Origin of the sequence: Paraburkholderia sp. RL17-337-BIB-A, from assembly GCF_046025895.1 — a bacterium.
GTDB classification, from domain to species: Bacteria; Pseudomonadota; Gammaproteobacteria; order Burkholderiales; family Burkholderiaceae; genus Paraburkholderia; species Paraburkholderia fungorum_C.
Genome location: NZ_JARESY010000001.1, coordinates 1,849,383 through 1,875,491, shown reverse-complemented (window position 1 = coordinate 1,875,491; position 26,109 = coordinate 1,849,383). Strand labels below are relative to the sequence as shown.

Below are 26,109 nucleotides of genomic sequence, written 5' to 3'. Positions count from 1 at the left end.
CATGGTTAACTTTGCCTTCCCCCGATACCTGCGCCTCACGTTTCCCGGTGCCGCCGCGCTGACGCTGGCCGCCTGCTCGTTCGGCCCGAACGGCGCGCCGCCCGCCATGCCGCAACCGGCTCACTACGGCGCCGAGGCGCAGCCGACCCAAACCGTGCCCGCACAGGGCATCACCCAGCAATTCGTGGTTGGCGCCAAGCCCGTGCCCGAATGGTGGAAGCTGTATCAATCGGATGCGCTGAACGCGCTGGTCGACGAAGGCTTACGCAACAGCCCGACGCTAGCCGCCACCGATAAGAGCCTTGCCGCCGCACGCGAGCAATTGCGGGCGCAGATCGGCAGTTCGCTGTTGCCGACCATCGACGCCGGTGGTCAGGTGACCCGCAACCGCGCGCTGGCGATACCCGAGATCGGACCGAACACGTTTCTGTACAACGTCTTCGTCGGTCAGTTGCAGGCGCACTATACGTTCGACCTGTTCGGCGCCGCACGTCTCGCCGATGCGGCGCTCGCTGCTCGCGTGAATGTGCAGGCCTATCAGTTCGATGCCGCGCGCCGCGCGCTGGCCGCCAACATCGTGACGGCGGCGATTACGAGCGCGGCGTTGCATGCGCAGATCGACACGACCGAGCGGCTTGTGACGATTGCCAACGATCAGGCGCGCGACACGCAACGGCGCTACACGTTGGGCGCGGTCTCGCACGCCGATCAGTTGAGCGCGCAACAGAGTGCGGCGAGTCTGTCCGCGAGTTTGCCGGGTTTGAAGCAGCAATGGCTGACGACGCGTCATGCTCTGGCAGTGCTGCTCGGCCGCACGCCGGACGCGGCGCCGGACGACCTCGATCTCGCGCAACTGCATGTGCCTGAGCAGGTGCCGGTGGTGGTGCCATCCGAATTGCTGCGCACCCGGCCCGACATTCAAGCCGCGGACGCTGCGCTGAAAGCCGCCGCGGCCGATGTCGGCGTTGCGACCGCGCAGATGTTCCCGAGTCTTTCGCTGAGTGCATCGATGGGACAAGGCGGCTTTAGCTGGCCGGTGGCGCTGTCCGGCGCGGGGGCGATATGGAGTATTGGCGCTTCTTTGTCACAACCGCTGTTTCATGGCGGCGCGCTGTTCGCGCAGCGCCGCGCGGCGATGGACACGTATGACGCCACGGTTTCGCAGTACAAGCAAACCGTGCTGGCTGCATTCCAGAACGTCGCCGATACGCTTGCAGCGTTGCAGCACGACACGCAAGCGCTCGACGCGGCGAACATTGCCGCGCGCTCGGCGCAAGGCATTTTCGACGAGACGTCGGGACGCTACCGGCTGGGCGCGTTGCCGGTAGCGGCGACGCGTTCGAGCGAACAGCAGTTTCGCAATGCGCAGCTTGATGAGATTCGCTATACGAGTGCGCGGCTGACGGACACCGCGGCCTTGTTCCGGGCGATGGGGAATCCACCGGTGGAATCGGAGCCATCTGCGGCGGCGTCGACAGCGGTAGTTCCTGCGACGAACGTGGGCGCTTCTGACTAAACCTGGGATTCCGTATTGATGGGTACGGAGTTATCCCCAGTTTATGTTGATGAGGCTGTTGAAAACTATCTGACAAGCGGGCTAACACGCTGAGCGCGTGGAGTTTTCTGCTCGCGGTGCGGAATGAACCAGGGGTGCTGAAGGTGCCTTCTGTTTCCGGTAGAGGCTGTTGGGATGCCTCAACGTAACCCAGCGTTATCCCCAATTTATGTTGACAGGGTTGTTGATAACTATGGGGCTACGCGCTTAAGTGCTTGATGCAGATCAGTTTGTTGCGCGCGGTGCGACTGGATGCAGTGTTGATCGACGACGCGCCTCGTGAGGACGGGCGTATTCTGGGGGGACGCCTTATCCACAGATTTTGTTTATAGGCTTGTTGATAACGCCTGGACATTCCGCGTAAGTGATTGAGAGATCGAAGGTTTTGCGCGTAGCACGTGGATTGGGTTTTTCCTGCGCGGCGGTTGATTGTCTGTTTGCCTGTGGCGTTGGGCTTTTCTTGATCTGGCTCTTTGGCCTTTCCTTGAATTGTTTGCCTGCGGCGGTGGGTTTGGTTGTTTGTCCGTGGCGGTGGCCTTTCCTTGAATTGATATTGGTCTATTATCGTTGCCCCTGTGCGGGGCGGCACTTACTTTCTTTGCCGCCGCCGCAAAGAAAGATAAGCAAAGAAAGCGCCTCAACCCGCCAGCTCATAGGCGGGTCCCTCGCACAGTCACGGCAGTGGTACAACTGGAATCCGTGCCCTCGCACATTCAACCTTAGCGACAACGCGCTCATCAGCTCCCACTCCGCACCGCGTGCGTCGCGGATCGGTCTGCCTGGGAAACCAGGGGCTTCGTCAGGGCCCGGTGGAAGCCATCTGCTTCGCCTCGGCCAAGCTCCCCCGCACTCATCGGTGAACCCCCACTGCGAATGAAATGTCAACGTCTTGCACTTGCACTTGCACTTGCACTTGCACTTGCACTTGCACTTGCACTTGCAGCCGCACTCGCAGCCGCACTCGCAGCCGCAGCCGTAGCCAGATCCCGACCTCGAGCCAAAGCTAGAGCTAGAGCCAAAGCTAGAGCTATCGCCAGAGTCGGAACCTGAGTCAGAGTCAGAGTCAGAGTCAGAGCTAGAGCCATCGCCAGAGTCGGAGTCGGAGTCGGAGTCGGAGCCTGAGTCGGAGTCAGAAAGGCGGTGGGAACGTAATGACGGGGAACGGTATTAGGCAGAACGCGAGAATTAAGACGTAGCGGGCGGTTTTATGCCGTGCTCTTCGGCGCGCGCAGCGTCGCCGGAAATATGACGGCTGTGTCATTCACGCCAAATGTGCGAGAACACAGATTCCAGATGCACCACTACCGCGACTGCGCGGGGGACCCGCTTATGCGCTGGCGGTGTGAGCCGCTTTCTTTGCTTATCTTTCTTTGCGGCGGCAAAGAAAGTAAGTGCCGCCCCGCACAGGGGCAACGCTAATAGACCAATAACACTTCAAGGAAAGGCAACGCCGTAGGCAAACAACCAAACCCAACGCCGCAGGCAAACAATTCAAGGAAAGGCCAACGCCACAGGCAAACAGACAATCAAGCGCCACGCAAGCAAAAACCCCCACCCCCGCGCCCCGCGCAAAAAAAACCGTCAATAAACCCCCGCCTCGCCCACAGGCCGATTCTTAAACCTCTTATGCACCCAATAATATTGATCAGGAATCCGTCGTACCTGCGTCTCAAGAAACTCAGTAATCCGCCGAGCATCAACAGAAACATCATCCGAAGGAAAATCGCTCAACGCATCAAAAATAGTCAGCTTATACCCACGATAGTCCGGCAGGACCTCAGTCACAAACGGCACAACACGAGCATTCCCCGCGCGCGCCATCCGCGAAACAGAAGTCAGCGTGCAAGCCGGCACGCCAAAAAACGGCACAAACACCGAATCCCGCAGCCCAAAGTCCATATCAGCAGCCAGCATGACTGGCTTACCCTCACGCAAAACACGCAAAGCCCGCCGCACGCTATCGCTGCGCGGAATCATCTCCGTGCCGAAGCGCCCGCGCTGCCGCTTGGCCATCCCGTCGAGCAAAAGGTTCGACATCGGCGTGTACAGCGACGCAACCGGGTGCCGCGTCGAATACATCATGCAGCCCGCCTCGATACCGACAAAATGGAAGCCGACAAAAATCGTCGGCTTGCCCGCCATGTCAGTGAGATCAATCGCGCTCTCCACCTCGACAAGACGCGCCAGCGCCCGCGCATTGCCGAACCATTGCGGCCCGCGCTCGACGTAACTGCGGATCACATGACAGAAATGCGCGCGCGCAAGGCGTTCGCGCGCCTCATCGCTCATGTCGGGAAAACACAGTTTCAGATTGGTATGCACGACGCGCCGGCGGGCGCTCGGAATCCGATACAGCAACGCACCGATGCCGGCGCCGATGCGCGCGACCACGCCATATGGCAAAAGAGCAAACACGCGCAGCAGACCTGTCATCAAACAGATGAGTATTCGACTTTTCACGAGTTCTGGAGACCCTGGTGGATGCTGGGTGTGTAACACCACGGCCGGAGCAACATCGCATTGCTGATGGTCGAGGTGGCATTCGCGCGCGTCAAAGGCGTCTCGCGCGGCGCGAGAGGTGCGAAGGTGGACGTCTCGCTCGCGGCGAAACGTAGCGGTGCCGGCGACCGAAACCGCTTAGGAATCGAGCGTCCGTATGGGACCCAATATTGAGACACCGCAGGCGTGATTAAAACACACTGCGGAGGGCGGGCACAAAATCTGCTCGAACGGCTGTCCCGGGAACATCACGAAATCGGTGAAAGGGCGGCGATTTCCCTGCCCTTTCAAAAACGTAAGCGTGCAGCCGAAGCCGGCCGCACACGCTCACTGCGCCCCCAAGGCGGGCCCACTTGGCGGCCCCCTCGAAGGAAGTCCCGAGCGACATCAAGGCTTGTTCGACTCGAACAGATCCATGATCTGCTTCTTTTCATTCGACGACACGCTCGGCGGCGGCACCGCCGGCGGCGTCATACCCGCCGGCCCGACGCCGCCAATCGCGTCGCTCGCGCCGGCAGTGGGATTCGCCGAATCGAGACCGATGCTGGCCACGAAACCATTGCCCGGCGTCATGTCGGTATAGAACAGTTCGCCGTCGACCGCGGTCACGCCGTCCGGCTGCGGCGGCTCGCCTTGCGGCACGCCGCGCAGCGCGCGCTGCATGTACTCGACCCAGATCGGCAGCGCGAGCTGCGCACCGAATTCGCGGCTGCCGAGGCTCTTCGGCTGGTCGTAACCCATCCACGCCACCGCCACCAGCGATTGCTGATAACCGGCGAACCAGCCGTCCTTCGCGTCGTTGGTCGTACCCGTCTTGCCCTGCAAGTCCGAACGATGCAGCACATTGGTGCCCGCACCCGTCCCGGCGGTGGCAACCGAATGCAGCAGGCTGTTGATGATGTATGCGTTACGCGGTTCGAGCGTACGCGGTGCATCGCGGCCGGCGGTCAGCGGTTGCGCTTTCGAAAGCGGCTCGCCGCGCGCGTCGGTGACTTCGCTGATCAGATACGGATTGATCCGGTAGCCGCCGTTCGCGAACACCGAATACGCGCCCGCCGATTGCAGCGGCGTGACAAGCCCCGCGCCAAGCGCCAGCGGCAGATACGGCGGGGTCTTGTCGGCGTCGAAACCAAACCGCTGCGTGACAAAATCTTGCGCGTACTTGGTGCCGATGAACGACAGAATGCGGATCGACACCAGGTTCTTCGACTTCTCCAGCGCGACGCGCATGGGCATCGGCCCCTCCGGCTGGTCGTCGTCCTTGGGCTCCCACGCGTCGCCGCCCGGCGTGCTCGGCGGGAAGTACAGCGGCGCGTCGTTGATGATCGTGGCCGGTCCAATACCCTTGTCGAGCGCCGCCGAATAGATGAACGGCTTGAAGCTCGAACCCGGCTGGCGCCACGCCTGCGTGACGTGGTTGAACTTGTTCTTGTTGAAATCGAAGCCGCCCACCAGGGCGCGAATCGCGCCGTCCTGCGGCGTCAGCGAAACCAGCGCGCCTTCCACCTGCGGAAGCTGCGTGATCTGCCAGTTGCCCTTGTCGTCGGCGACGAGGCGCACGATCGAACCCGGCTTGATCTTCGTGGCCGCCGTCGCGCGCGCGCTCAGCGCGCCGGCTGCGAAGCGCAGGCCGTCGCCGGTGATCGTCACCTCGGTGCCGTCGACCAGTTGCGCCTTCACCTGCTTCGGATTCGCGTCCGTCACCACGCCGGCGATGATTTCGCCGTTGTCGGGGTGATCGGTGAGCGCGTCGTCGATGGTCTGATCGCGGTCGTCGCCCGGTGCGGGCAGTTGCACGAAACCCTCCGGTCCGCGATAGCCGTGGCGCCGCTCGTAATCCATCACGCCCTTGCGCACCGCGCGATAGGCTGCGTCCTGGTCGGCGGAATCGATCGTGGTGGTGACGTTCAGGCCGCGCGTATACGTTTCGTCCTTGTACTGCGCGTACATCATCTGGCGAACCATTTCAGCGATGTATTCAGCATGCACGCTGTACTCGTTGCCCGGGTTCTTGGTGTGGATCTCTTCCTTCACCGCCTGGTCGTACTGGTCCTGGCTGATGTATTTCAGCTCGAGCATGCGCTTCAGAATGTATTCCTGACGGATCTTCGCGCGCTTCGGATTGACCACCGGGTTGTACGCGGACGGCGCCTTCGGCAAGCCGGCCAGCATCGCGGCTTCAGCCAGCGTGATGTCTTTCAGATCCTTGCCGAAATACACGCGCGCGGCGGCAGCAAAACCGTACGAGCGCTCGCCCAGATAAATCTGGTTCATGTAGACCTCGAGGATCTGGTCCTTGGTCAGCGCGCGCTCGATCTTGTACGCCAGTAACATTTCGTAAATCTTGCGCGTGTAGGTCTTCTCGCTCGAGAGGAAGAAGTTGCGCGCTACCTGCATGGTGATCGTGCTCGCGCCCTGCGAGGCGCCGCCGTGCGTGATGTCGGAAACGCCCGCACGCAGAATGCCGACGAAGTCGACACCGCCGTGCTCGTAGAAGCGATAGTCTTCGATCGCGAGCACGGCTTTTTTCATCTGGTCCGGAATGTCCTGGAAGCGCACGATGCTGCGCCGTTCTTCGCCGAACTCGCCAATCAGCACGTGATCCGCGGTGTAGACACGCAGCGGCACTTTCGGGCGATAGTCGGTCAGCGCGTCGAGCGACGGCAGTTGCGGGCCCATCACCACGAGCGCGTAACCGACGATCAGCGCACCCACCACGGCGAGGGTCGCCAGCAAACTGACAAACCAGATGACGATGGTCACGCCGATCGAACGGCGGCCCGCCTCCGCGTCGCGCGAAGCAGCGTTGCGTCCTGGAGTGCGGTGGTAGGTGTCCCGGTCTTCACCAGCCGGAGAATTCGAAGAATGCGGTCGTTTGATGATTGGCATGACTGGAATAGTGGGCGCGTAACTGAACGCCTTTCTGCACACGCTCCTGGCGCGTGCATGGATCGTGGTCGAGCATCGTGGCTTGAGGCGCTAAACACCGCGCGCCCCTATGCCCCCGGGCAGCCACACGGCACGCCTGAGACATCGTCCGGCGCAACGTAACAGCGCATTTTAAAGAAATCAAGCGACGTCCAAGACAGTTTTTTTGTAAGAATTCCCTTCGCGCCTTGTCATGATCGTGGTTCGCGGCAGGCTCACAAACATGCGACGAGGCTCGCCAGGGTTATCAACAGAAAGTGTTGAAAGGCCTGTGGACAAGGCTGCCGGAATCGCTACAACTCGTTGATGTCACGGGATTTTCATGTTGCGCCCGTTCCGCATCGGTGCAACTCGTCATATGATGGACTCGGCGCGCGAGTCAGCACCGACGTGCGCGACGGCGTACGCCAGATAAAACGCCTTGAACAGCCCATGCCAACAAGTATGCGAGCCGACTATGAACAAGCCCAGCGAACGCATCGTCGTATTCGTCACGACCGCGCAGAAACGCGCGATCGCCGCCACCGCCGAGAACCTGGGCATTAGTGTCAGCGAACTGATGCGGCGCGCGGTATTGAGTTTCGGCGCGACCAGCGAGCAGGTGAAAGCGGCCAGCATCGTCGACCGGTTGCGTGCGCCGCGCGCGCCAGACGCGCTCGACGCGGCGCTGCAGCGTGTCGCGCGCGGCACGCGGCACGCACGGGCAGCACTCCCGGCGGCCTTGCAAACCCACAAGGACAACGCATCCGCTGCGCCGGCGGAAAGTGCACCCGCAAAGCATGCGGATGAATTGTTGGGCACGCCCGCAGGTTCAAGCCCTGCACCCTTGCTGCCGGCCGGCGTGATGGCCGCCCTCACCGCTACCGCCGAGGAACAGGCGGCGGCCGCCGCGGCCGAAGCCGTAGCGCGCGTCGCGGCGGCCAAAGCGGCATCTATCGCGGACTTGGCGCAGGAACCGGGTGTCATGGACGCGCAGTTGCGCAACGTGCTCAAACGCCCGCGCGTCGACGCCGCACGGGATGAAGACGATCCGCAAAGCGATCCGAGCACGGAAGGCGGCCGCTTTGCGTGAACGGGAAGCGATGGGGGACCAACATCTCCATCGATTCACGCGATCGAGCGCTCAGTGTCGCAAACGCAGGGGTTCGAGAGGTGTCGCTCACACAGGAGCAGCGGCACTGCTAACGCACACTCATGCCTCCCGCCCGCCACGCTCATTCCCCCCGCGACACTCGCCGCGCACATGGTTTGGCGATTGCGCCATCGCGCCCTTTAAGTCGGTTTTAAGAGAAGGCGTGGTGTAATATCCCCGAGCAGCTAAATGACTGGCCGCGCGTTTTAACCGCCCGGATTGTTTGCAATCCGGTTTTCAAAACCTAAATTTACGGCGCCGCTATTGCAATCGGCGCGGGCGCCCCGAACTCCGGTCCCGAACGTTGCGCAGCTTCTCGCGCAGCGGCGTAAAGTAGCATTTGAAAGCAGTTAAAGCGCGTGGGAATTACCAGCGCCGATTTCATTCTTTGGAGGTTTTCATGTCGCTTTTTGACAGCATTTCGCGCACGCTTAAAGGTCTCCTGAACGACGCAGCCGATTCCGTGCAAGACCCGTCGCGCGATTCGCGCCAGATCGTGCGCGAGCTCGACGAGAGCATCGCCAAAGCCGAGAGCTCGCTGATCGAGATTCAGGCACAAGTCGCCACGCAGCAAAGCAAGCGCGATGTCGCCGCCGACAAGGCGAAAAAGTACGAAGACGGCGCGAAGCGCGCGCTGCAATCCGGCGACGAAGCGCTCGCGCGCGAAGCCCTCGGCGCGCAAGCCACGGCCGAAGCCGAGCGCGATGCGCTGGCGAGAGAACTGGTCACGCTGGAGCCGTCGGTGGCGCAGTTGAAAAGCCAAATCGACGACATGCGTGGCCGTCGCAACGACCTCAACGCGCGCTCGAACATTCTGCAAGCCAAGCAGCAGATCGCTCAGGCCAAAGACGTTGCAGCCACTGCCTTGGGCGGTATCGGCGGCAAGAACCTGTCCGAAGATTTCCAGAAGCTGGAAGACAAGGTGGCGTTGTCGAATGCCCGTTCCGACGCGCGTCTGAATTCGGCCGACGTGAAGAGCGGCAAGGCGCTCGACGACAAGCTCGCGGATCTGAACCGTGGCCCGTCTGTCGAAGATCGTCTCGAAGCGTTGAAGAAGCAGATCAACACACCGGCCCAGTAATTGCGACGGCAGTGAACCGGCTGCCATCATGATGTGCGCAACCGGAACACCGGCCGCCGGAATGTCGGCCACCGGAATGCCGGCCACCGGATCGCCGGGCGCCGGATCGCCGGCCGCCGGATTCGCAGAAGGAGACGGGCGCAGCGCGCCCGGTCCGTAAATGAAAAAATTTCTCGCAAGCGCATTCGCCTCACTGCTGTTCGTGTCGGCCGCGGCGTTCGCTGTACCGACAGTCCAGCAGATCGAATCCGCCATGTCGCAAGGCAACTGGCAGCAAGCCGACGCCGGCTTGAGCGAGGTGCTGCAGGCGCATCCGAACAACGCACGCGCGCACTACCTTTACAGCCAGGTGCTCGATCGCGAAGGCCGTTATGCCGACGCCCTCGCCCAGGTGCAACAGGCCAAGACGCTCGACCCGCAAATCCGCTTCACCGACCCGAGCCGGTTCGCGCAAACCGAAGCACGTATCCGTAAAGACGCGGAACGTGCCGGCGGCAACACCACGAGCCGCGCGGCCAATCCATTCGTGCAGCAGAATTCGCCGGCGGTGCAGCAGCAGTCGGCCATGGTGCCGCAAGCGCCAGAGCGGCATGGTCCCGGTGTCGGCATGTGGATCGGCATCATTCTCCTGATCGGCGTGATCGCGCTCGTGCTGCGCTGGACCTTGCGCCGCGCCCGCTCGCAAGACGATTCGCGCGCCGACGACGATCGGCGCGTGCAGCTCAAACGCGCGACCGAGATGCTCAACGCCGTGCGCTCGTTGAAGCTCGACGTGAAGCTCTCCACCGCACCAGGTCACGAGGCGCTGGAGAAGGAAGTCGAAGCGGCCGAGGAACAGTTGCGCGGTCTCCTCGAAACGCTCTCGAACAGCAAGAATCCGGTGCCGCCGTATCAACTCGACGAACTCGAGCAACGCATCGGCAGCATGCGAGCCCGTGCCGATGGGCGGCCCGATCCGTATGCCGCGTCGGCCGCCGGCACGCAGCAGTCGCCATATGCGCAGGAAGCCGAACGTTTCGGCAACCCGCCGCAAGCGCCGTATCCGCAGCAAGGACCGTATCAGCAGCCGCCGGTTATCGTGCAGCAAGGCGGCGGTGGTTTCGGCGGCGGCATGGGCGGTCTGCTGACCGGCGTGCTGCTCGGCGAGGCGCTGAATTCCGGGCGTGAGCGGGTTGTCGAGCGCGATGTGATTGTCGATGACGAAGCGCGTCGCCGAGGCGGTGACGGCGGCAATGGCGGCGGCCTCGACTTCGGCCAGGGCTCGAACGACTGGAGCGACAACAGCGGCGGTGGCGTCGACATGGGCAGCAACGACGATTCCGGCGGCTGGAGCGATACTTGACACGATACCTGCACGCAGCACTGCTTGAGATGCAGCCAATCAAACGCTAATCGATCAAGCTGTGATAAAAACAGGCTCCTGCATGGAGCCTGTTTTTTTATGTCCATACCTTGTATGCGGTCACTGAGGCGGCGCCCTCGCCGGCTCATGCTGCGCCAGCAGGATCGAACCCGCGAACAGCCGGACGATGAAACGCTCCGCATAGGCGACCAGCGCCTCCCGGCGCGCGGCATCCGCGTCGATATACTCCGCCGACAGATGAAACAGCTGCAGCACGATCTGCGTGCAGACTTCGTCGACGGTTGCGCGGGCGAGCGTCGGCATCAACTCCAGTTGCTCGACGTCGTCCGCCATTTCCGCCGACACCTCGTGGAGGTTCGCCCGCACCGCCTTGCGCAGCGCCGGCGAGGTGCCGTGATACTCGGCCAGCGCGCTTAGAAACGCCTCGCGGTTCTCCAATGCAAACGCAAAAAACGCCACGCACGCGCGACGTGGCACGCTCTGCGGCTCGTCGTGCGCGGCCAGCCAGCGCTCGCGCCGCAGCATCGGCCGCAAGCGGCGGCTCACCGACTCAACCGCCTCGCGCGCCAGCTCGTCGAGCGTGTGGAAATGGCGGTAGAACGTGTTCGGATTCAGTCCTGCTTCGCGCGCCAGTTCGCGTAGGCCCAGGCTGGCAAAACTGCGGCCGCCCGCGGTCAGACGTAACGCGGCTTCGATCAGTTTGCGTTTGCCGGGCGGCAGGTCCTGCCCGGCAAACGCACGAGGGTCAGTGGCGGGAGCCGCCGCAGGTACGGGTTTCATGAGCTTTAATCAGAGCGCGGCTGGTGCGTTTAATAGTCGTACTCTAAACGATCTTGACGCGAAGTGTACAGTTGTCTACCCTGCGCGTTATGCCAGTGTAGACATGTGTAGACACCCGAATTTTTTCCTTCTCCGGAGACCCGCTGTGACGCCAGCCGCATCTGCCCAACCCGCCGCGCCGCGCATTGCCATTGTCGGAAGCGGTTTTGCGGGCATCGGCATGGCAATCCGCCTTCAGCAGACGGGCATCATGTCGTTCACGGTTTACGAGGCCGCCGGCGACATCGGTGGCACGTGGCGCGACAACACCTATCCCGGCGCCGCCTGCGATGTACCGTCGCACCTGTATTCGTTTTCGTTCGAGCCGAATCCGGCGTGGTCGCGTGCGTTCGGCGCCCAGGCGGAGATCCTCGCTTACCTCAAGCATTGCGCGCGCAAATACGGCGTCGATCGCTATGTGCGTTGCAATGTGCGCGTTGCCTCATGCCGTTTCGACGAAGCGCGGCAGACGTGGCACGTCGAAATCGATTCGAACGGTACACGCGAAAGCATCGAGGCCGATGTGGTGATCGCGGCGAGCGGTCCGCTGTCGCGGCCGGCCATGCCGCAGATCGCGGGGCTTGACCGGTTCGAAGGCAAGCTGTTCCATTCGGCGCGCTGGGATCATGACTATCCGCTCGAAGGTAAGCGCGTCGCGGTGATCGGCACCGGCGCCAGCGCGATCCAGTTCGTGCCGCAGATCCAACCGCGCGTTGCGCGACTCGAACTGTTCCAGCGCACCGCGCCGTGGATCATGCCGAAGCCCAATAAGCCGATCGGCCCGCGCGCGCATTGGCTGTTCCGTCATCTGCCGTTCACGCAGCGCTTCGTGCGCAATGCGATCTACTGGCAGCTCGAATCGCGCGCCATTGCATTCGTCGTCAATCCGAAGCTGATGAAGTTGCCGATGAAGTTCGGCATGAGCTACCTCGAACGGCGCGTCAAGGATCCCGCGCTGCGCGCCAGGCTGACGCCGAACTACCGGCTCGGTTGCAAGCGCGTGCTGCTGTCGAGCGATTACTATCCGGCGCTCAGCCAGCCGAACGTCGACGTGGTGACCACCGGCATCCGCGAAATCGTCACCGACGGCATCGTCACTGAAGATGGCGCGCATCACCAGGTCGACGCGATCATCTGCGGCACGGGTTTCCAGGTCAACGACGTGGGCGCGCCGTTCGATGTCACCGGTATCGACGGCGCCGATCTCGGCGCGCTGTGGTTGCGCGATGGACCGGAGGCCTACCTTGGCACCAGCGTCGCCAACTTCCCGAACTTCTTCATGATCGTCGGCCCGAATACCGGCCTGGGTCACAACTCGATGGTCTACATGATCGAGTCGCAAGTGCAGTACATCGCCGATTGCCTGCGCGTATTGCACCGACGCAAGGCACGCACGATGAACCTGCGGCCCAACGTCCAGCGCGACTTCAATGAGCGTTTGCAAAAGGAGATGCAGCACTCCGTATGGGTCAGTGGCTGCCATAGCTGGTATCAGACGAAGAGCGGCAAGGTCACGGCGCTGTGGCCCGGCTTCACGTTCAGTTTTCGCAAACGCACAAGACGTGTGCGGCCGCATGACTATCGATTCACGCCTTGAAGCGGGATGCGGCGGCTGAGGGACGCGCGCGTGGCGGAGCGGCCGAAACGCCTGGCGGGCGGTGTGGAGGCGGAAGAGGCAATGCGGAGGCAGATGCGAGCCCGAAGCAGATGCAGATGCTGGCACAGAGACGATCTAATTCGAACTAAAGGGAGACAACAACCATGGCAAGCATCGAATCCGCAGCGCACGCTTCAACTGTGGCACTGCCGCCGCGCTCCCTTGCCGCGCGCCTCGGCATCACCAGCGTGCCGCGCGCCGAATTGCAGCGGCGCTACATGCAAAGCGGTTCGAAGTTCGTCAAGATCATGGGTGCCGACGTGCACTATGTCGATGAAGGCAGCGGCGATACGATCGTGATGATTCACGGTTTCGCGTCTTCGTTGCATACGTGGAATCGTGTCGCCGATGAACTCAAGCACGAGCATCGCGTAATCCGCCTCGATTTGCCGCCGTTCGGCGTGACCGGGCCGCTGCGCTCGAACTCCGGCGAAATCGAAACAATGAACCTGCCAACCTACCGGCGTTTCATCGACGCGTTCATGCAAGCGCTCGGCATCTCGCGCGCGACGCTGATCGGCAACTCGCTCGGCGGCCTGATTTCGTGGGATTACGCTGTGCGCCATCGCGAGGCCGTCGACAAATTAGTATTGATCGACTCAGCCGGCTTTCCGATGAAGCTGCCAATTTACATCGGCCTCTTCAATAGCGCGCTGGTGCGAGTCAGTTCGCCGTGGTGGCTGCCCGACGTCATTATCAAGAGCGCGGTGCGCAACGTGTATGGCGATCCGCGCAAGATCGAGGCGGTGACGCTGCGGCGCTACGTCGAATTCTTCCACGGTGAAGGCACGCGCACGGCGATCGGCAAGATGGTGCCGACGCTCGATTTTAAGGACGTCGACACTGACGTGCTGAAAACACTGAATGTGCCGTCGCTGGTGCTGTGGGGAGCGAAGGATCGCTGGATTCCGACGGCGCATGCGGCCGAATTTGCGAGCCGCATTCCGGGAGCGAAATCGGTGATGTATCCGGGGCTCGGTCACATTCCAATGGAAGAAGCGCCCGAGCGCGTGATGGTTGATTTGCGCGAATTTCTCGGCTCACATGCAGCGGGGGTGGCGGTGTCCGAAGACATGGGCAGTACGCCGGTCTGACCTTCTGTAACGCGCAACGCGACGGACGTGTCGCTGTGTCGCTGTGTCGCTGTGTCGCTGTGTCGCTGTGTCGCTGTGTCGCTGTGTCGCTGTGTCGCTGTGTCGCTGTGTCGCTGTGTCGCTGTGTTGCCGTGTTGCCGTGTTGCCGTGTTGCCGTGTTGCCGTGTCGCCGTGTCGCCGTGTCGCCGTGTCGCCAGCAACCCGGAGCAGGCACATCACGCCCCTTCAACCGCCGCCCAGCAACCGCAACAACCCCCAGAGAAACTTGCAGAGCATCACAATCAGCTCCCACAGATGATAGAGCTGTTGCCAGCCCGAAACGTGCGCGAAAGAGTCGATCATGGATTGCCGGTGAAAGAAAAGAATGGCTGCGGACTTGCAAGCTGAACGCTCATGATACCGATTGACTGCGGGATACCCCGTATCAAGTCCTTTGCAAGCTTGCCGTAAATCTATCGAGAAGACGCGACATCCGCACTGGATGAGCGCGCCCATTGACTGCGCGAGGCGCACCATCAGGAGACCAGCATGACGCGTTTCAGCTTTCGCCGGGCCGGCCGTTCGCAAGCGCTCGTTGGCGATATCGCCGCGCAAGCCGGCAAACTGGGAATCGAAATCTGCGACGCATTGGGTCACGTCGAGGAAGTCGCCGCGCGCGTGCAGCGCCAGGCGCAGGTATGCCGCGCGCTGCGCGAATCCGCCGCACAAACGCTGGCGGGCAATCATCGCATTGCCATTGCCGCGCGGGAAATGCGCAGCGTATCGGCCGAAGCCGCGACCGGCGTGCAGGAATCGCAGCAGACGCTGAAGACGTCGCTGGCCGACATCCACGGGCTGGTGGAAGGCGTGACCGTCATCGAGAGCCAGATCGGTGCGCTGCGCAGCGCGCTGGCGCACGTGAGCCGCGTCTCGGAGGAGATTTCGCTGATCGCTCGCCAGACGCATCTGCTGGCGCTAAATGCTGCGATCGAAGCCGCGCGCGCCGGCGACTCCGGCAAGAGTTTCGCGGTGGTGGCAGCCGAGGTGAAGAACCTGTCGGCCAAGACCGCACAGGCGACCGGCCAGATCGAGACGACCCTGGCGCAACTCACTCGGCAGACCGAGCAATTGATCAACGAGGGCTCGGTGAACACGGCGCGCGCGCATCGGGTACGCGAAGGCACCCGCAAGATCGGCGACGTCGTGCACGCGACGGGCGATGCGATTACACAGCTCAATGAGGAAGCTGGGCAGATTGCCGCTCTGACCGGTGATATAGAAACGCAATGCAATGGGCTTGAGGCACAGGTGCTGGAAATGGCGAGCGGCGTCGAGGATTCGAGCGAGAACTTTGTGCAGGCGAAGGACCGGCTGGGGAATTTGCTCGGCGTGTCCGAGACGTTGATCGAGCTAACCGCGGCGGCGGGGGTTGAAACTGGGGACACGCGCTTTATCGAAGCGGTACAGCACGCTGCGGCGACGGTGAGCAAGCTGTTTGAAGCCGCTGTTGCTCGCGGCGAGATATCGATTGATGATCTGTTCGATCAGAACTATGTGTCCGTGAGCGGCAGCAATCCTGCTCAATTCATGACCCGGTTTACTACGTTTACGGATCGCGTGTTGCCTGCTATTCAGGAGCCTTTGCTTGGGCTCGATCCACGCGTGGCGTTTTGCGCCGCTGTCGATGTGCGTGGCTATTTGCCGACTCACAACCTCAAGTTCTCTTTGCCGCAGCGCGATGATGCGGTGTGGAATATGGCGAATTGCCGGAATCGGCGGATGTTCGATGACCGGACCGGGATTGCGGCTGCTTCGCATACGAAGAAGTTCTTGCTGCAGACTTATCGCCGCGATATGGGCGGCGGCCAGTTTGTTTTGATGAAGGATGCGTCGGCGCCCGTGTTTGTTGCCGGGCGGCATTGGGGTGGGGTTCGGATTGGGTATGAGGTTTGATCGGTTTTTTTTGCCTGCTCGGCGCTTTGTTGGCTGTTTGCCTATGGGGTTGGGCTTTTCTTGAGTTGTTTGTCTGCGGGGCGCTTATCGTCTGTCTGCCTACGGCGTTGGCCTTTCCTTGAATTGTTATTGGTCTATTGGCGTTGCCCCTGTGCGGGGCGGCACTTGTAGTGGTCAAGTAAAATTGGACACCCGGAAAGGGGCATTTCTAAAAAAGTGACGCTTCACATCGTGCCGGCGGTTGTCCGCCTGCTGCAGAATGGATGCGACGGTGGTTATAAAAGTCGTCGATGTAAGCCTCAATGTCGCGTTCGGCATGCGCGTGATCACGGTACCCTTTGTCGTCGATCCATTCGCCTTTCAGGCTTCTAAAGAAACGCTCCACCGGCGCGTTATCCCAGCAGTTCCCCTTTCTACTCATACTCTGGACGATGCCGTTTGCCTTCAGTTCGTTCGTGAAGTGCGCGCTGGTGTACTGGCATCCCTGATCCGAGTGGAACATCAGGCCTGGCGACGGACTGCGCCGCTCCAGGGCCTGCTGCAACGCCCTGATCACCAGCGCTGTATCAGGCATCAGCCCCAACGACCAGCCGACGATACGGCGCGAATACAGGTCCATCACGATGGCAAGATAAGACCAACCCTGAAGCGTCCTCACATACGTAATGTCGCCTGCCCATACCTGATTGATGGCCGGCGGCTCGAAGTTACGGTCCAGCAGATTAGGCACCACCTGCGCCTGCTCATTGCTCTTCGGATAGCGATGTGTGCGCTTTCTGGTGACCACCAGTTGTGCCTGCCGCATCAGCGTGCCGGCACGATAACGACCTACCGCGTGACCACGTTTTCGCAACTCCTGCGACATCCTGCGGCTCCCATAACTGCCGCGGGTTTCGCGATGAATTTCCCGTGCGGCCGCTATCTGCTGGCAAGGCGCCGCACTCTTCGACGTGCGCCCGGCAAACGCGTAATAGCTGCTAGGCGCAACATTCATCACCCGGCACATCGCCCTCACAGGCCAGACCTTCTTCAGTGACTGGATCACTTCGGGAAGCGATCCATTTCCTTGACGAAGAAGGCCGTGGACTTTTTTAGTATGTCGCGCTCCCGTTCCAGATCGGCGACCCGGGCTTCGAGTTCGCGGATGCGGCGCGCATCGGCCTCTATCTCCAGTTGTGTACGCGGCGCTCTGACCTGCTCAGCGCGCCACAGCGTCACCCAGCGGCGCAACGCCGTGTCGCCCACGCCCAGCGCCTCACACGCCTGCGCATAGGAATAGCCCCTGCTGACCACCAGCTGGACCGCTTCTGCCTTCAATTCGTCGGGAATGTTCCGTCTGCTCATTTCTCACCTCAGTTGGAGAATTATCCCCTTTAGAGGTGTCCAGGATCATTGAACCACTACAACTTACTTTCTTTGCCGCCGCAAAGAAAGATAAGCAAAGAAAGCGGCTCACCCCGCTAGCGCATAAGCGGGCCCCTCGCGCAGTCACGGTAGTGGAGCATCTGGAATCCGCGCCATCGCTCATTCAGCGTTAGTGACCAGGCCGTCATCAGCTCCCACTCCGCACTGCGTGCGTCGCGGATGGGTATGCATGGGAAACCAGAGGCTTCGTTCACGCGCGGTGGGAGCCGTCGGCTTCGCCTCGGCGATGCACCTCCGCACTCATCAGCGAACCCCCGCTTCGAATGAAATGTCGAGGTGTCGCACTCGCACTCGCATCCACACTCGCACCCACAGCCACAGCCAAAGTCAAAGTCGAAGTCGAAGTCGAAATCGAAATCGAAATCGAAGCCGAAGCCGAAGCCGAAATCGAAGCCGAAATCGAAGCCGAAATCGAAGTCCAAGTCCAAGTCCAAGTCCAAGCCGAAGCCTCAGCTAGAGCTAGGCTAGGGCGGCAATGGCAATGGCAATGGCAATGCAATGCAATGCAATGCAATGCAATGCAATGCGGCGCGAGAATACTAGGCGGAACGCGAGGGGCAAAACGTAGCGGGCTGTTTTATGAAGTGCTCTTCGGCGCGCGGAGCGCCGTCGGAAGTATGACGGCCTTGTCACTCACGCGGAGTGTGCGAGAACACGGATTCCAGATGCACCACTACCGCGACTGTGCGGGGGACCCGCTTATGCGCTGGCGGTTTGAGCCGCTTTCTTTGCTTATCTTTCTTTGCGGCGGCAAAGAAAGTAAGTGCCGCCCCGCACAGGGGCAACGCTAATAGACCACCAACAAATCAAGGAAAGGCCAAAAAGTCAATTCAAGGAAAGGCCAACCCCGTAGGCAAACAACCAAACCCACCGCCGCAGGCAAACAATTCAAGCAAACGCCAACATCACAAGCAAACAGACAAAACGCGCCGCATCGGCAAACAAAATCAAGAAAAGGCCCAACGCCGTAGGCAGACAGACAATAAGCGCCGCACAGGCAAAAACAAACCTACACCGCCATCACAGCCCTCTTCCTCTCCGCCCGCTGCATAAAACAATTAGCAACCACAACCCCAACAGTAACAACCGCAATAAACAGCGTAGCAAGCGCATTCATCTCAGGATTCAACCCAAGCCGCACTCGCGAAAAAACAACCAGCGGCAGCGTCGTCGACCCAGGCCCGGACAGAAACGCCGACAACACCAGATCGTCGATAGACAAAGTAAACGACAACAACCACCCAGAAACCAGAGCCTGCGAAATCAACGGCAACGTGATAAAGAAAAACACCTTAACCGGCGTAGCCCCAAGATCAAGCGCCGCTTCTTCAAGAGAAGGATTCAACTCTTTCACCCGCGACTGCACGATGATCGCCACATAAGAAATACACAACATCACGTGCCCGATCCAGATCGTGAAAATGCCGCGCCCAGCGGGCCACCCCAACCACTTGGCCATTTCGATGAACAACAGCAGCAGCGAGATCCCCTGAATCACTTCGGGAATCACCAACGGCGCATTGATCATCCCGGTATAAAGCGTAAACCCACGAAACCGCCCCATCCGCGCCAACACAAACCCGGCCCACGTGCCAATAATCACCGAAGCAAACGCCGTCAACAACGCCACCCGCAGGGACAACCACGCAGCCGCGATCAACTCATCGTCCTGCAACAACGCCGCATACCAGCGCGTGGAAAACCGCGTCCACACCGTGACCAGTTGCGATTCGTTGAACGAATACACAATCAGACTCACGATCGGAATGTAGAGAAACAGAAACCCGATCCCCAACGCGATAAACTGCAAAATCCGGTTCGGCTTCATTAGCGCCTTTCCTCCATCGCCTTCGCCTGCGCGTACTGGAAAAACGCCATCGGCACCAATAACAACAACACCATCGCGCACGTCACGGCAGATGCCATCGGCCAATCGGCATTGTCGAAGAACTCATTCCACATCACGCGGCCAATCATCAGCGTGTTCGCGCCACCCAGCAATTCCGGAATCACGTACTCCCCCACCGCCGGAATGAACACCAGCAAACAACCGGCAATGATGCCGTTCTTCGACAGCGGCAAGGTGATCTGCCAGAACGCCCGCCACGGCTTCGCGCCGAGGTCGTAGGCGGCTTCCAGCAACGTCATGTCCATCTTCACCAGGTGCGCATACAGCGGCATGACGAGAAACGGCAGATACGAATACACCATGCCGATATAGACCGCGGTATTCGTGTGATACAACTCGATCGGCGTATGGATCAGCCCGGTCGACATCAGAAAGTTGTTCAGCAAACCGTTGTTCTTCAGAATACCGATCCACGCATACACGCGAATCAGAAACGACGTCCAGAACGGCAACATCACGGCCATCATCAGCAGATTGCGGCTCGCCGGATTCGATCGCGCAATGTAGTACGCCATCGGGTAACCAATCAGCAAACACAGCAACGTGGAGATCGCCGCGACCACCACTGAATTCACATAAGTCGCGAAGTACAGACTGTCGGTCAGCAGAAACGCGTAATGCGACAGGTCCAGCGCGACGTGAATCACGCCATCCGAGAATGTGGTGAGTTCCGTATACGGAGGAATGCCAAGCCGCAAATCCGCGAAGCTGATCTTCACGACCAGCAGGAACGGCACGAGGAAAAACAGCAGCAGCCAGATGAACGGGCCGGCCACCACCGCGGTGCGGCCGGTCAGATTGAAACGGCGCACCGGCCACGATGCCATGGAACTGAGCGAGCGCTTCATGAGGTCAGCACCACGCCGGCCGATGCGCTCCAGCGCACATAGACTTCGTCGCCCCAGCTGGGCGACTCGATCTCCGTCAATGCAAGGCTCGTCACGTTGGCGATCACCGTTTTGCCGCCGTCGAGCTTCACGTGATACAGCGAATAGCCGCCCATGTACGCGATATTCGTGACGACGCCCTTGCCCCAGTTGTACGCGCCTTCGGGCGGCTTGCGGGTGAGCGCGATGCGCTCGGGCCGCACCGAGATCGTCACCGGCATGCCGAGCGGCCCGGTAATGCCGTGACTCACGTAAAGGCGAACCGGCAGGTCGGGTGTTTCAATGAATACGTGATCGGGTTCGTCTTCGACGGTATGGCCTTCGAACAGATTGGTCGAGCCGATAAACTCGGCCGAAAAACGGCTGTTCGGATATTCGTACACTTCGTGCGGCGTGCCGAGCTGGATGATCTCGCCTTCACTCATCACGGCAAGGCGGTCCGCCATGGTCATGGCCTCTTCCTGGTCGTGCGTCACCATCATGCAGGTCACGCCGACCTTGTCGAGAATGTTGACCAGTTCGATCTGCGTGCGCTGACGGATCTGTTTATCAAGTGCGGACATCGGCTCGTCGAGCAACAACAGCTTCGGCCGCTTGACGAGCGAACGCGCGAGCGCCACACGCTGCTGCTGGCCACCGGAAAGCTGATGCGGCTTGCGCTTCGCAAAGCGGCCCATCTGCACGAGATCGAGCGCGTTCTGCACGCGGTCTTTCAGTTCGGATTTCGGCACGCCTTCCTGCTTCAGGCCGAAGGCGACATTGGCCTCGACCGTCATATGCGGAAACAGGGCGTACGACTGGAACATCATGTTGACCGGCCGACGATAAGGCGGCAATTGCGCGAGGTCCTCGCCGTCAATCAGAATCTTGCCCGACGTGATCGATTCGAGTCCGGCCAGCATGCGCAACAAGGTTGATTTGCCGCAGCCGGAACTGCCGAGCAGCGCAAACAGCTCGCCCTTTTTCACCGACAGGTTGACCCCTTTGACCGCCACGGTGTCGCCGAACTTCTTCACAACGTCGACGATCTGGATGAAATTCTCTGCCGCATCGCCCGCTTTGGCGTTCAGGCCCGGGAACGGCGCGGCGGCCCCTGCCAGCGCGCCCGACTGGTCACTACTCATCACAATGCATTACTCCGGCGTTTGACGAACAAAGCCCCCGGTGGACACCGAGGGCTTCATGATGATGCTTACCCGTTCACTCTGGCCGCGCTTCAGCGGCCGGACTTGAATTCAGTCCACAGGCGCGTTTGCAGCCGCTGGATTTCCGGCGGCAGCGGCTTCAACAGGAACAGCGTCTTGATGACTTCGGGCGACGGGTACACGGCCGGGTCGTTCGCCACGTCCTTGTCCACGTACTTGCGCGCTTCGAGGTTGGTGCTCGGATAGTAGACGGCGTTGGTGATCGCCGCGTGCACCTGCGGCGTTTCGATGTAGTTGATCCACTCGAGCGCGGCTTCCTTGTTTTTCGCGTCTTTCGGAATCGCCATCACGTCGAACCACACCGGCGCACCGCCCTTCGGAATGTAGTACTCCACCTTGAACGGCTTCTTCGCCTCGACCGCGCGATGCTTGGCGATCACGACGTCGCCCGACCAGCCGTAGGCGAAGCATACGTCGCCGCCAACCAGGTCATTGATGTAGCCCGACGAGTTGAACTGCGTGATGTACGGGCGGATCTTCTTCATCATCTCGAGCGCGGCGCGATAGTCGGCCGGATTCGTGCTCATCGGATCCTTGCCGATGTAGTGCAGCGCGGCGGCGAACATCTGATCCGGCGCGTCCAGCACGGACACGCCGCAGGCCTTCAGCTTCGAGATGTTTTCCGGCTTGAAGAGGATGTCCCAGTTGTCGAGCGGCACATTCTTGCCGAGGATCTGCTGCGCCTTGGTGACGTTGTAGCCGAGACCGGTCGTGCCGTATGCCCAGGGCACCGTGTACTTGTTGCCCGGATCGGCGCCGGCCACGAGGGCCATCAGCGAGGGATCGAGGTACTTCAGGTTCGGCAGCTTCGATTTGTCGAGCGGCGCGAAGATGCCGGCGGCGATCTGCTTGCCGGCGTAATTGCTGGTCGGCACGACAATGTCGTAGCCGGAATTGCCGGTGAGCAGTTTGGCTTGCAGCGTGTCGTCGCTGTCGTAGTTGTCGTATTTGACCTGGACGCCGGTCTGTTTGGTGAAGTTCGGAATGGTGTCCTTAGCGATGTAATCGGACCAGTTATACACGTTCAGCTGCGTATCTTTCGCAGCGGCCGTCAACCACGGCGTCGCGCACAAGACCAGCGCCGCCACCTGCCCCACTACCCGTCTTTTCATTCCGTTCTCCGATCCTGACCGGCTCGAGCCGATTCCTCACTCACGCCGCGGCATACCGCACGCAGCTCCCCTGAAAAAAACGAAAACTACCATTAATTATTGCGCGCACCAAAAAAAATGCCGAGCTGTCGCGCAAACGGTACAGCGTAAGCCGCGCCGCTACAAAATGGGCGCAATTTTAGCGGGTTATCGGCGCGTGTCCACCCAAAAAAAACGCCAGTGGCGACTCAGTGTTAGCTGACTGTCAAGTTGCGGCAGCGACACCTCGCCCGATCCGCATCAGGGTGGCTGCCAGCGAAGCGTTCGGCGAATCTCATGCCTTACGGTTAACCTCGATGCGAGCCAAGCCAGTGGTCGCGCTACGGTGCACAATAGCTCCGACAGACCTGAAAACGGCACCACGCTGGCGTGCCTTGGCCTCGCTGTGTCCTGTGCCAGTTCGCCGCGGGCATGTCACTTGCGAATGGGTGCAATCTCACACCTCCAGGGATCCATGAACACGAATCCGTCCGCGTTGCGACCGAACCGCCGTCGGCGTCTGCCGGAAGACGGGCCGGCACGTCCGGCGCACTGGTTTTCGTTCGTCGGCGCGGGGGCGCTGATCGCGGTCGGCTATATCGATCCGGGCAACTGGGCGACCGCGCTCGGCGCCGGTGCGGGCTACGGCTACCGGCTGCTGGGCATGGTGCTGCTGGCAAGCCTGATGGCGATGCTGCTGCAGTGGCTGTCGTCGCGGCTGGGTGTGGTCACCGGGCGCGATCTCGCGCAGATCTGCCGCGAACGCTCGAGCCGCCGCGTCACGCTCTTCCTGTGGTTGACGAGCGAGGTTGCGATCATCGCCTGCGACGTCGCCGAGGTGGTCGGCAGCGCCGTTGCGTTGCAATTGCTACTCGGCGTATCGCTGACGGTCGGCGTGCTGATGTCGGCGGTCTGCACCTTCGCGCTCTTGGCGCTCCAGCAGAAAGGCGGCCGCAAGCTCGAATTCGTGATCGCGTCGCTGATCGGGTTTGTCGGCCTGTGCTTCGTGATCGAACTGGCGCTGGCGCGGCCCGACTGGCACGCCGCGCTCGCCGGCACCGCGCCGAGCCTCCATCTGCTGCGCAATGCGGGCATGGTGTGGCTCGCGGCCGGCATCGTCGGCGCGACGGTGATGCCGCACAACCTGTATCTGCACTCCGCGCTCGTCAAACACCACGCGCCGGAAGGCAGCGACGTGCAGATCAAGGCCGCGTTGCAGGTCGTGAATCTGGATACGTTCGGCTCGCTGTCATTTGCGTTCGTGATCAACGCGGCGCTACTGATTGTCGCGGCGGCGGTGTTCTACGCGAGCGGCCATCGCGACGTCACCGATCTCGCTGACGCCCATCGGCTCCTTGCGCCGCTCGTCGGGACGCATTGGGCGGCCATCCTGTTCGCGGCGGCGCTGCTCGCCTGCGGCCTGAGCGCGACCGTCACGGGCACGCTGGCAGGTCAGGCGGTGATGGAGGGTTTTCTGCGCCTGCGCCTGCCGCGCTGGAAGCGTGCCCTGCTCACCCGCGCGCTGGCAATCGGCCCGGCGCTTCTGGCGGTCGCGCTATTCGGCCAGCACGGCTCCAATCAGCTGCTGGTGGCAAGCCAGGTAGTGCTGAGTCTTCAATTGCCGCTCGCGGTGGTGCCGTTGATCCGCTACACGTCGGACGCCGGCCTGATGCGCGGCTGGCACGTGCGCGGCGTGCCGCTCGTGCTGGCCTGGCTGTCGGCGGTGTTCATCATCCTGCTGAATGTGGCGCTGCTATGGCAGTTGGCGTTCGGCGGATGAAGTGGTTTGCCGACCGCTCCATGCATTGTGTTAGCGAATGAAGCCTGTTTGTAAGCATTCTCTTAGTATTTCCCGATGACGGGCGATGCCGCTGTCTTACGGTCTCGCCGTCTCACCGCGTTGCCGTCTCGCCGCGCGTTGCCGTCTTGCTGTCTTGCTGTCTTGCTGTCTTGCTGTCTTGCCGCCTCGCCGCCTGCCGCCTCGCTCACGCCCCTGCTCCCTGGACGACAGCCCATGCGCTTTTACGCTTCGCTTGCCCGCCTCGCCCTCGATACGTCACTTCAAAGTCAGCGCGCCGTCCGGCGCATTTCACGCACCGCCCTGCTGTCCACGCTCGTCGCCATCGCCGCCTTCTCTGGCGAGGCCCGCGCGACGGTCGCGATGCTGCAGCCGGCGCGCGTCGCCGCTGCCAACGAGCCATTGCAAATCACGCTGCTCTATTCCGCCGACGACACCCGCGCCCTCACCGTCACCGTCCCGCCGACTATCCGCGTCACCTTGAACGGCGCCGAAGAGTCGCCGCAGCCGCTCGACTTGCAGCGCGAACCCGGCGTGCCCGACACGCTGCATCTGCGGCCAGGTCAATTCCGCAAAGTGCGTTTCTCGGCACCGTGGCCGCAGTCGGCACGCGGCGAAGTGCGCATCGATCCAGTGGGCTTCGACGCGTCGCCGGCACTCGTCGCGATCAATCGCGGGCCGCAGCAGGACGCCATTGCCCAGGCAGAACGAGCGGAAAGCCAGGCGGCCACGCCTGCCCAGGCCGCCGAAACAGCCGCGGCCGTGGGCGGCCCGACAGGCGACGCGATGTCGCCTCCCGGCGACTCGCTGTCCACCACCGGACGCGGCGTGCTCGCGCACGTCTCCTACTACGAGCCGATGTACATCGCCTTCGGCCACAATGGCGACACGAACGCCCGGCTGCAACTGAGCTTCAAATACCGCATCCTGATGCCGGACGATCTGCGCTCGAAGGCCTTCCTCGACAACCTGTACTTCGCCTATACGCAGACCTCGATCTGGGATCTGTCCGCCGACTCGCGGCCGTTCCGCGACACGACCTACTCCCCGCAGTTGTTCTACTACGTGCCGGACACCGGTTGGCATAGTCCGTTTTTCACGCGCATGGGTTTTGCGGCGGGTATCTCGCATGAATCGAACGGCAAGGCGGGCACCGACTCGCGCAGCATCAACATGCCCTTCATCCGCCCGACATGGGAATTCGGCGATCTGACGGGCAACCATCTAACCGTCTCGCCAAAAATCTATTACTACCTTGGCACTAGCAGCAACCCCGATATCGCCGACTATCGCGGCTACGTCGACCTGCTGGTCAAATACGGCAGCCCGGACGGCTGGCAACTCGCAACCACGCTGCGCAAAGGCACCAAACACTGGTACGGCAGCGTCGATTCGCAATTCACCTATCCGCTCGCCAAACTGCTCGGCAGCAAGTGGGGCGGGTATCTCTGGATCGGATACTTCAACGGTTACGGCGAGGATCTGCTTGATTACAACAATCGGCAGCACTGGATAGCGCGGGTCGGGTACAGCATCGCGCGCTGAGGACGGTCCCGGTTGGGAGCTGATGATTTTGAAGCTGTCGGGTTCGGGTCAAAGCACCGCCGGATGCTGCCATTCGTCCATGGTTCCTGGCCATGGTGTTGACTGCGCCGAGGCGCGACCGCCGCATCGGTTAACATAGCGGAACTTCGC

Annotated in this window: 17 protein-coding genes; 9 read left to right on the top strand and 8 right to left on the bottom strand. The window is 61.4% G+C overall.

The window, feature by feature from the left end:
* Position 1 precedes the first annotated feature (1 nt).
* Positions 2 to 1,516: an efflux transporter outer membrane subunit gene (locus P0D84_RS08435; protein ID WP_408334761.1), complete on the top strand. Its 1,515-nt coding sequence runs from the start codon at positions 2 to 4 to the stop codon at positions 1,514 to 1,516.
* A 1,620-nt stretch (positions 1,517 to 3,136) separates the two neighbouring features.
* Here P0D84_RS08435 and P0D84_RS08430 read toward each other — a convergent pair.
* The gene (locus tag P0D84_RS08430; RefSeq protein WP_459252210.1) at positions 3,137 to 4,015 is read right to left on the bottom strand and encodes a lipid A biosynthesis lauroyl acyltransferase; all 879 of its coding nucleotides are present in this window, start codon (positions 4,013 to 4,015) and stop codon (positions 3,137 to 3,139) included.
* 426 nt (positions 4,016 to 4,441) lie between these two features.
* Positions 4,442 to 6,943: a penicillin-binding protein 1A gene (locus P0D84_RS08425; protein ID WP_408334759.1), complete on the bottom strand. Its 2,502-nt coding sequence runs from the start codon at positions 6,941 to 6,943 to the stop codon at positions 4,442 to 4,444.
* Between the two features lie 496 nt (positions 6,944 to 7,439).
* On the opposite strand from P0D84_RS08425, the gene P0D84_RS08420 reads away from it, so the two are divergent.
* The 3 genes from P0D84_RS08420 to P0D84_RS08410 all read left to right on the top strand — a co-directional run bounded on the left by P0D84_RS08420 (position 7,440) and on the right by P0D84_RS08410 (position 10,537).
* Positions 7,440 to 8,054, top strand: a complete 615-nt coding sequence (locus P0D84_RS08420) for a hypothetical protein (protein ID WP_408334756.1) — start codon at positions 7,440 to 7,442, stop codon at positions 8,052 to 8,054.
* Positions 8,055 to 8,514: 460 nt separating this feature from the next.
* On the top strand, positions 8,515 to 9,195 hold the full coding sequence (locus P0D84_RS08415; RefSeq protein ID WP_408334753.1) for a PspA/IM30 family protein: 681 nt from the start codon (positions 8,515 to 8,517) through the stop codon (positions 9,193 to 9,195).
* A 160-nt stretch (positions 9,196 to 9,355) separates the two neighbouring features.
* Positions 9,356 to 10,537 carry a tetratricopeptide repeat protein gene (locus tag P0D84_RS08410; protein WP_408334750.1) on the top strand — a complete coding sequence of 394 codons (1,182 nt, stop codon included), beginning with the start codon at positions 9,356 to 9,358 and terminating at the stop codon, positions 10,535 to 10,537.
* A gap of 120 nt (positions 10,538 to 10,657) precedes the next feature.
* Here P0D84_RS08410 and P0D84_RS08405 read toward each other — a convergent pair whose 3' ends face one another.
* Positions 10,658 to 11,338 (bottom strand): TetR family transcriptional regulator, encoded by a 681-nt coding sequence (locus P0D84_RS08405; RefSeq protein ID WP_408334747.1) that lies wholly within the window; start codon positions 11,336 to 11,338, stop codon positions 10,658 to 10,660.
* Between the two features lie 145 nt (positions 11,339 to 11,483).
* Between P0D84_RS08405 and P0D84_RS08400 the strand changes: the two genes are divergently transcribed.
* The 3 genes from P0D84_RS08400 to P0D84_RS08390 all read left to right on the top strand — a co-directional run bounded on the left by P0D84_RS08400 (position 11,484) and on the right by P0D84_RS08390 (position 16,060).
* On the top strand, positions 11,484 to 12,974 hold the full coding sequence (locus P0D84_RS08400; RefSeq protein ID WP_408334744.1) for a flavin-containing monooxygenase: 1,491 nt from the start codon (positions 11,484 to 11,486) through the stop codon (positions 12,972 to 12,974).
* A 164-nt stretch (positions 12,975 to 13,138) separates the two neighbouring features.
* The gene (locus tag P0D84_RS08395) at positions 13,139 to 14,128 is read left to right on the top strand and encodes an alpha/beta fold hydrolase (protein WP_408334741.1); all 990 of its coding nucleotides are present in this window, start codon (positions 13,139 to 13,141) and stop codon (positions 14,126 to 14,128) included.
* A 528-nt stretch (positions 14,129 to 14,656) separates the two neighbouring features.
* A complete protein-coding gene (locus P0D84_RS08390; RefSeq protein ID WP_408334738.1) occupies positions 14,657 to 16,060 on the top strand; it encodes a methyl-accepting chemotaxis protein in 1,404 nt (467 codons plus the stop codon).
* 208 nt (positions 16,061 to 16,268) lie between these two features.
* Here P0D84_RS08390 and P0D84_RS08385 read toward each other — a convergent pair.
* The 5 genes from P0D84_RS08385 to P0D84_RS08365 form a co-directional block, all read right to left on the bottom strand.
* A protein-coding gene (locus tag P0D84_RS08385; RefSeq protein ID WP_408333544.1) for an IS3 family transposase occupies positions 16,269 to 17,404 on the bottom strand; the annotation gives its coding sequence in 2 pieces (ribosomal slippage) (positions 16,269 to 17,146 and positions 17,146 to 17,404; 1,137 coding nt in all).
* A gap of 1,090 nt (positions 17,405 to 18,494) precedes the next feature.
* Entirely contained in the window at positions 18,495 to 19,313 is an 819-nt protein-coding gene (locus P0D84_RS08380; RefSeq protein ID WP_408339726.1) for an ABC transporter permease subunit, read from the bottom strand.
* Entirely contained in the window at positions 19,313 to 20,242 is a 930-nt protein-coding gene (locus P0D84_RS08375; protein WP_408334735.1) for an ABC transporter permease subunit, read from the bottom strand. Before P0D84_RS08375 ends, P0D84_RS08380 begins: the two co-directional genes overlap by 1 nt.
* Complete coding sequence (locus tag P0D84_RS08370) at positions 20,239 to 21,405, bottom strand: ABC transporter ATP-binding protein (RefSeq protein ID WP_408334732.1); 1,167 nt, start codon at positions 21,403 to 21,405, stop codon at positions 20,239 to 20,241. The genes P0D84_RS08375 and P0D84_RS08370 overlap by 4 nt, the downstream gene beginning before the upstream one ends.
* 92 nt (positions 21,406 to 21,497) lie before the next feature.
* Complete coding sequence (locus P0D84_RS08365; RefSeq protein ID WP_408334729.1) at positions 21,498 to 22,598, bottom strand: polyamine ABC transporter substrate-binding protein; 1,101 nt, start codon at positions 22,596 to 22,598, stop codon at positions 21,498 to 21,500.
* 493 nt (positions 22,599 to 23,091) lie between these two features.
* Here P0D84_RS08365 and P0D84_RS08360 point away from each other — a divergent pair, with 493 nt between their 5' ends.
* Both P0D84_RS08360 and P0D84_RS08355 read left to right on the top strand, forming a co-directional pair.
* The gene (locus P0D84_RS08360) at positions 23,092 to 24,396 is read left to right on the top strand and encodes an Nramp family divalent metal transporter (protein ID WP_408334726.1); all 1,305 of its coding nucleotides are present in this window, start codon (positions 23,092 to 23,094) and stop codon (positions 24,394 to 24,396) included.
* Positions 24,397 to 24,630: 234 nt separating this feature from the next.
* The gene (locus P0D84_RS08355) at positions 24,631 to 25,959 is read left to right on the top strand and encodes a phospholipase A (protein ID WP_408334723.1); all 1,329 of its coding nucleotides are present in this window, start codon (positions 24,631 to 24,633) and stop codon (positions 25,957 to 25,959) included.
* The last annotated feature ends 150 nt before the right edge of the window (positions 25,960 to 26,109 follow it).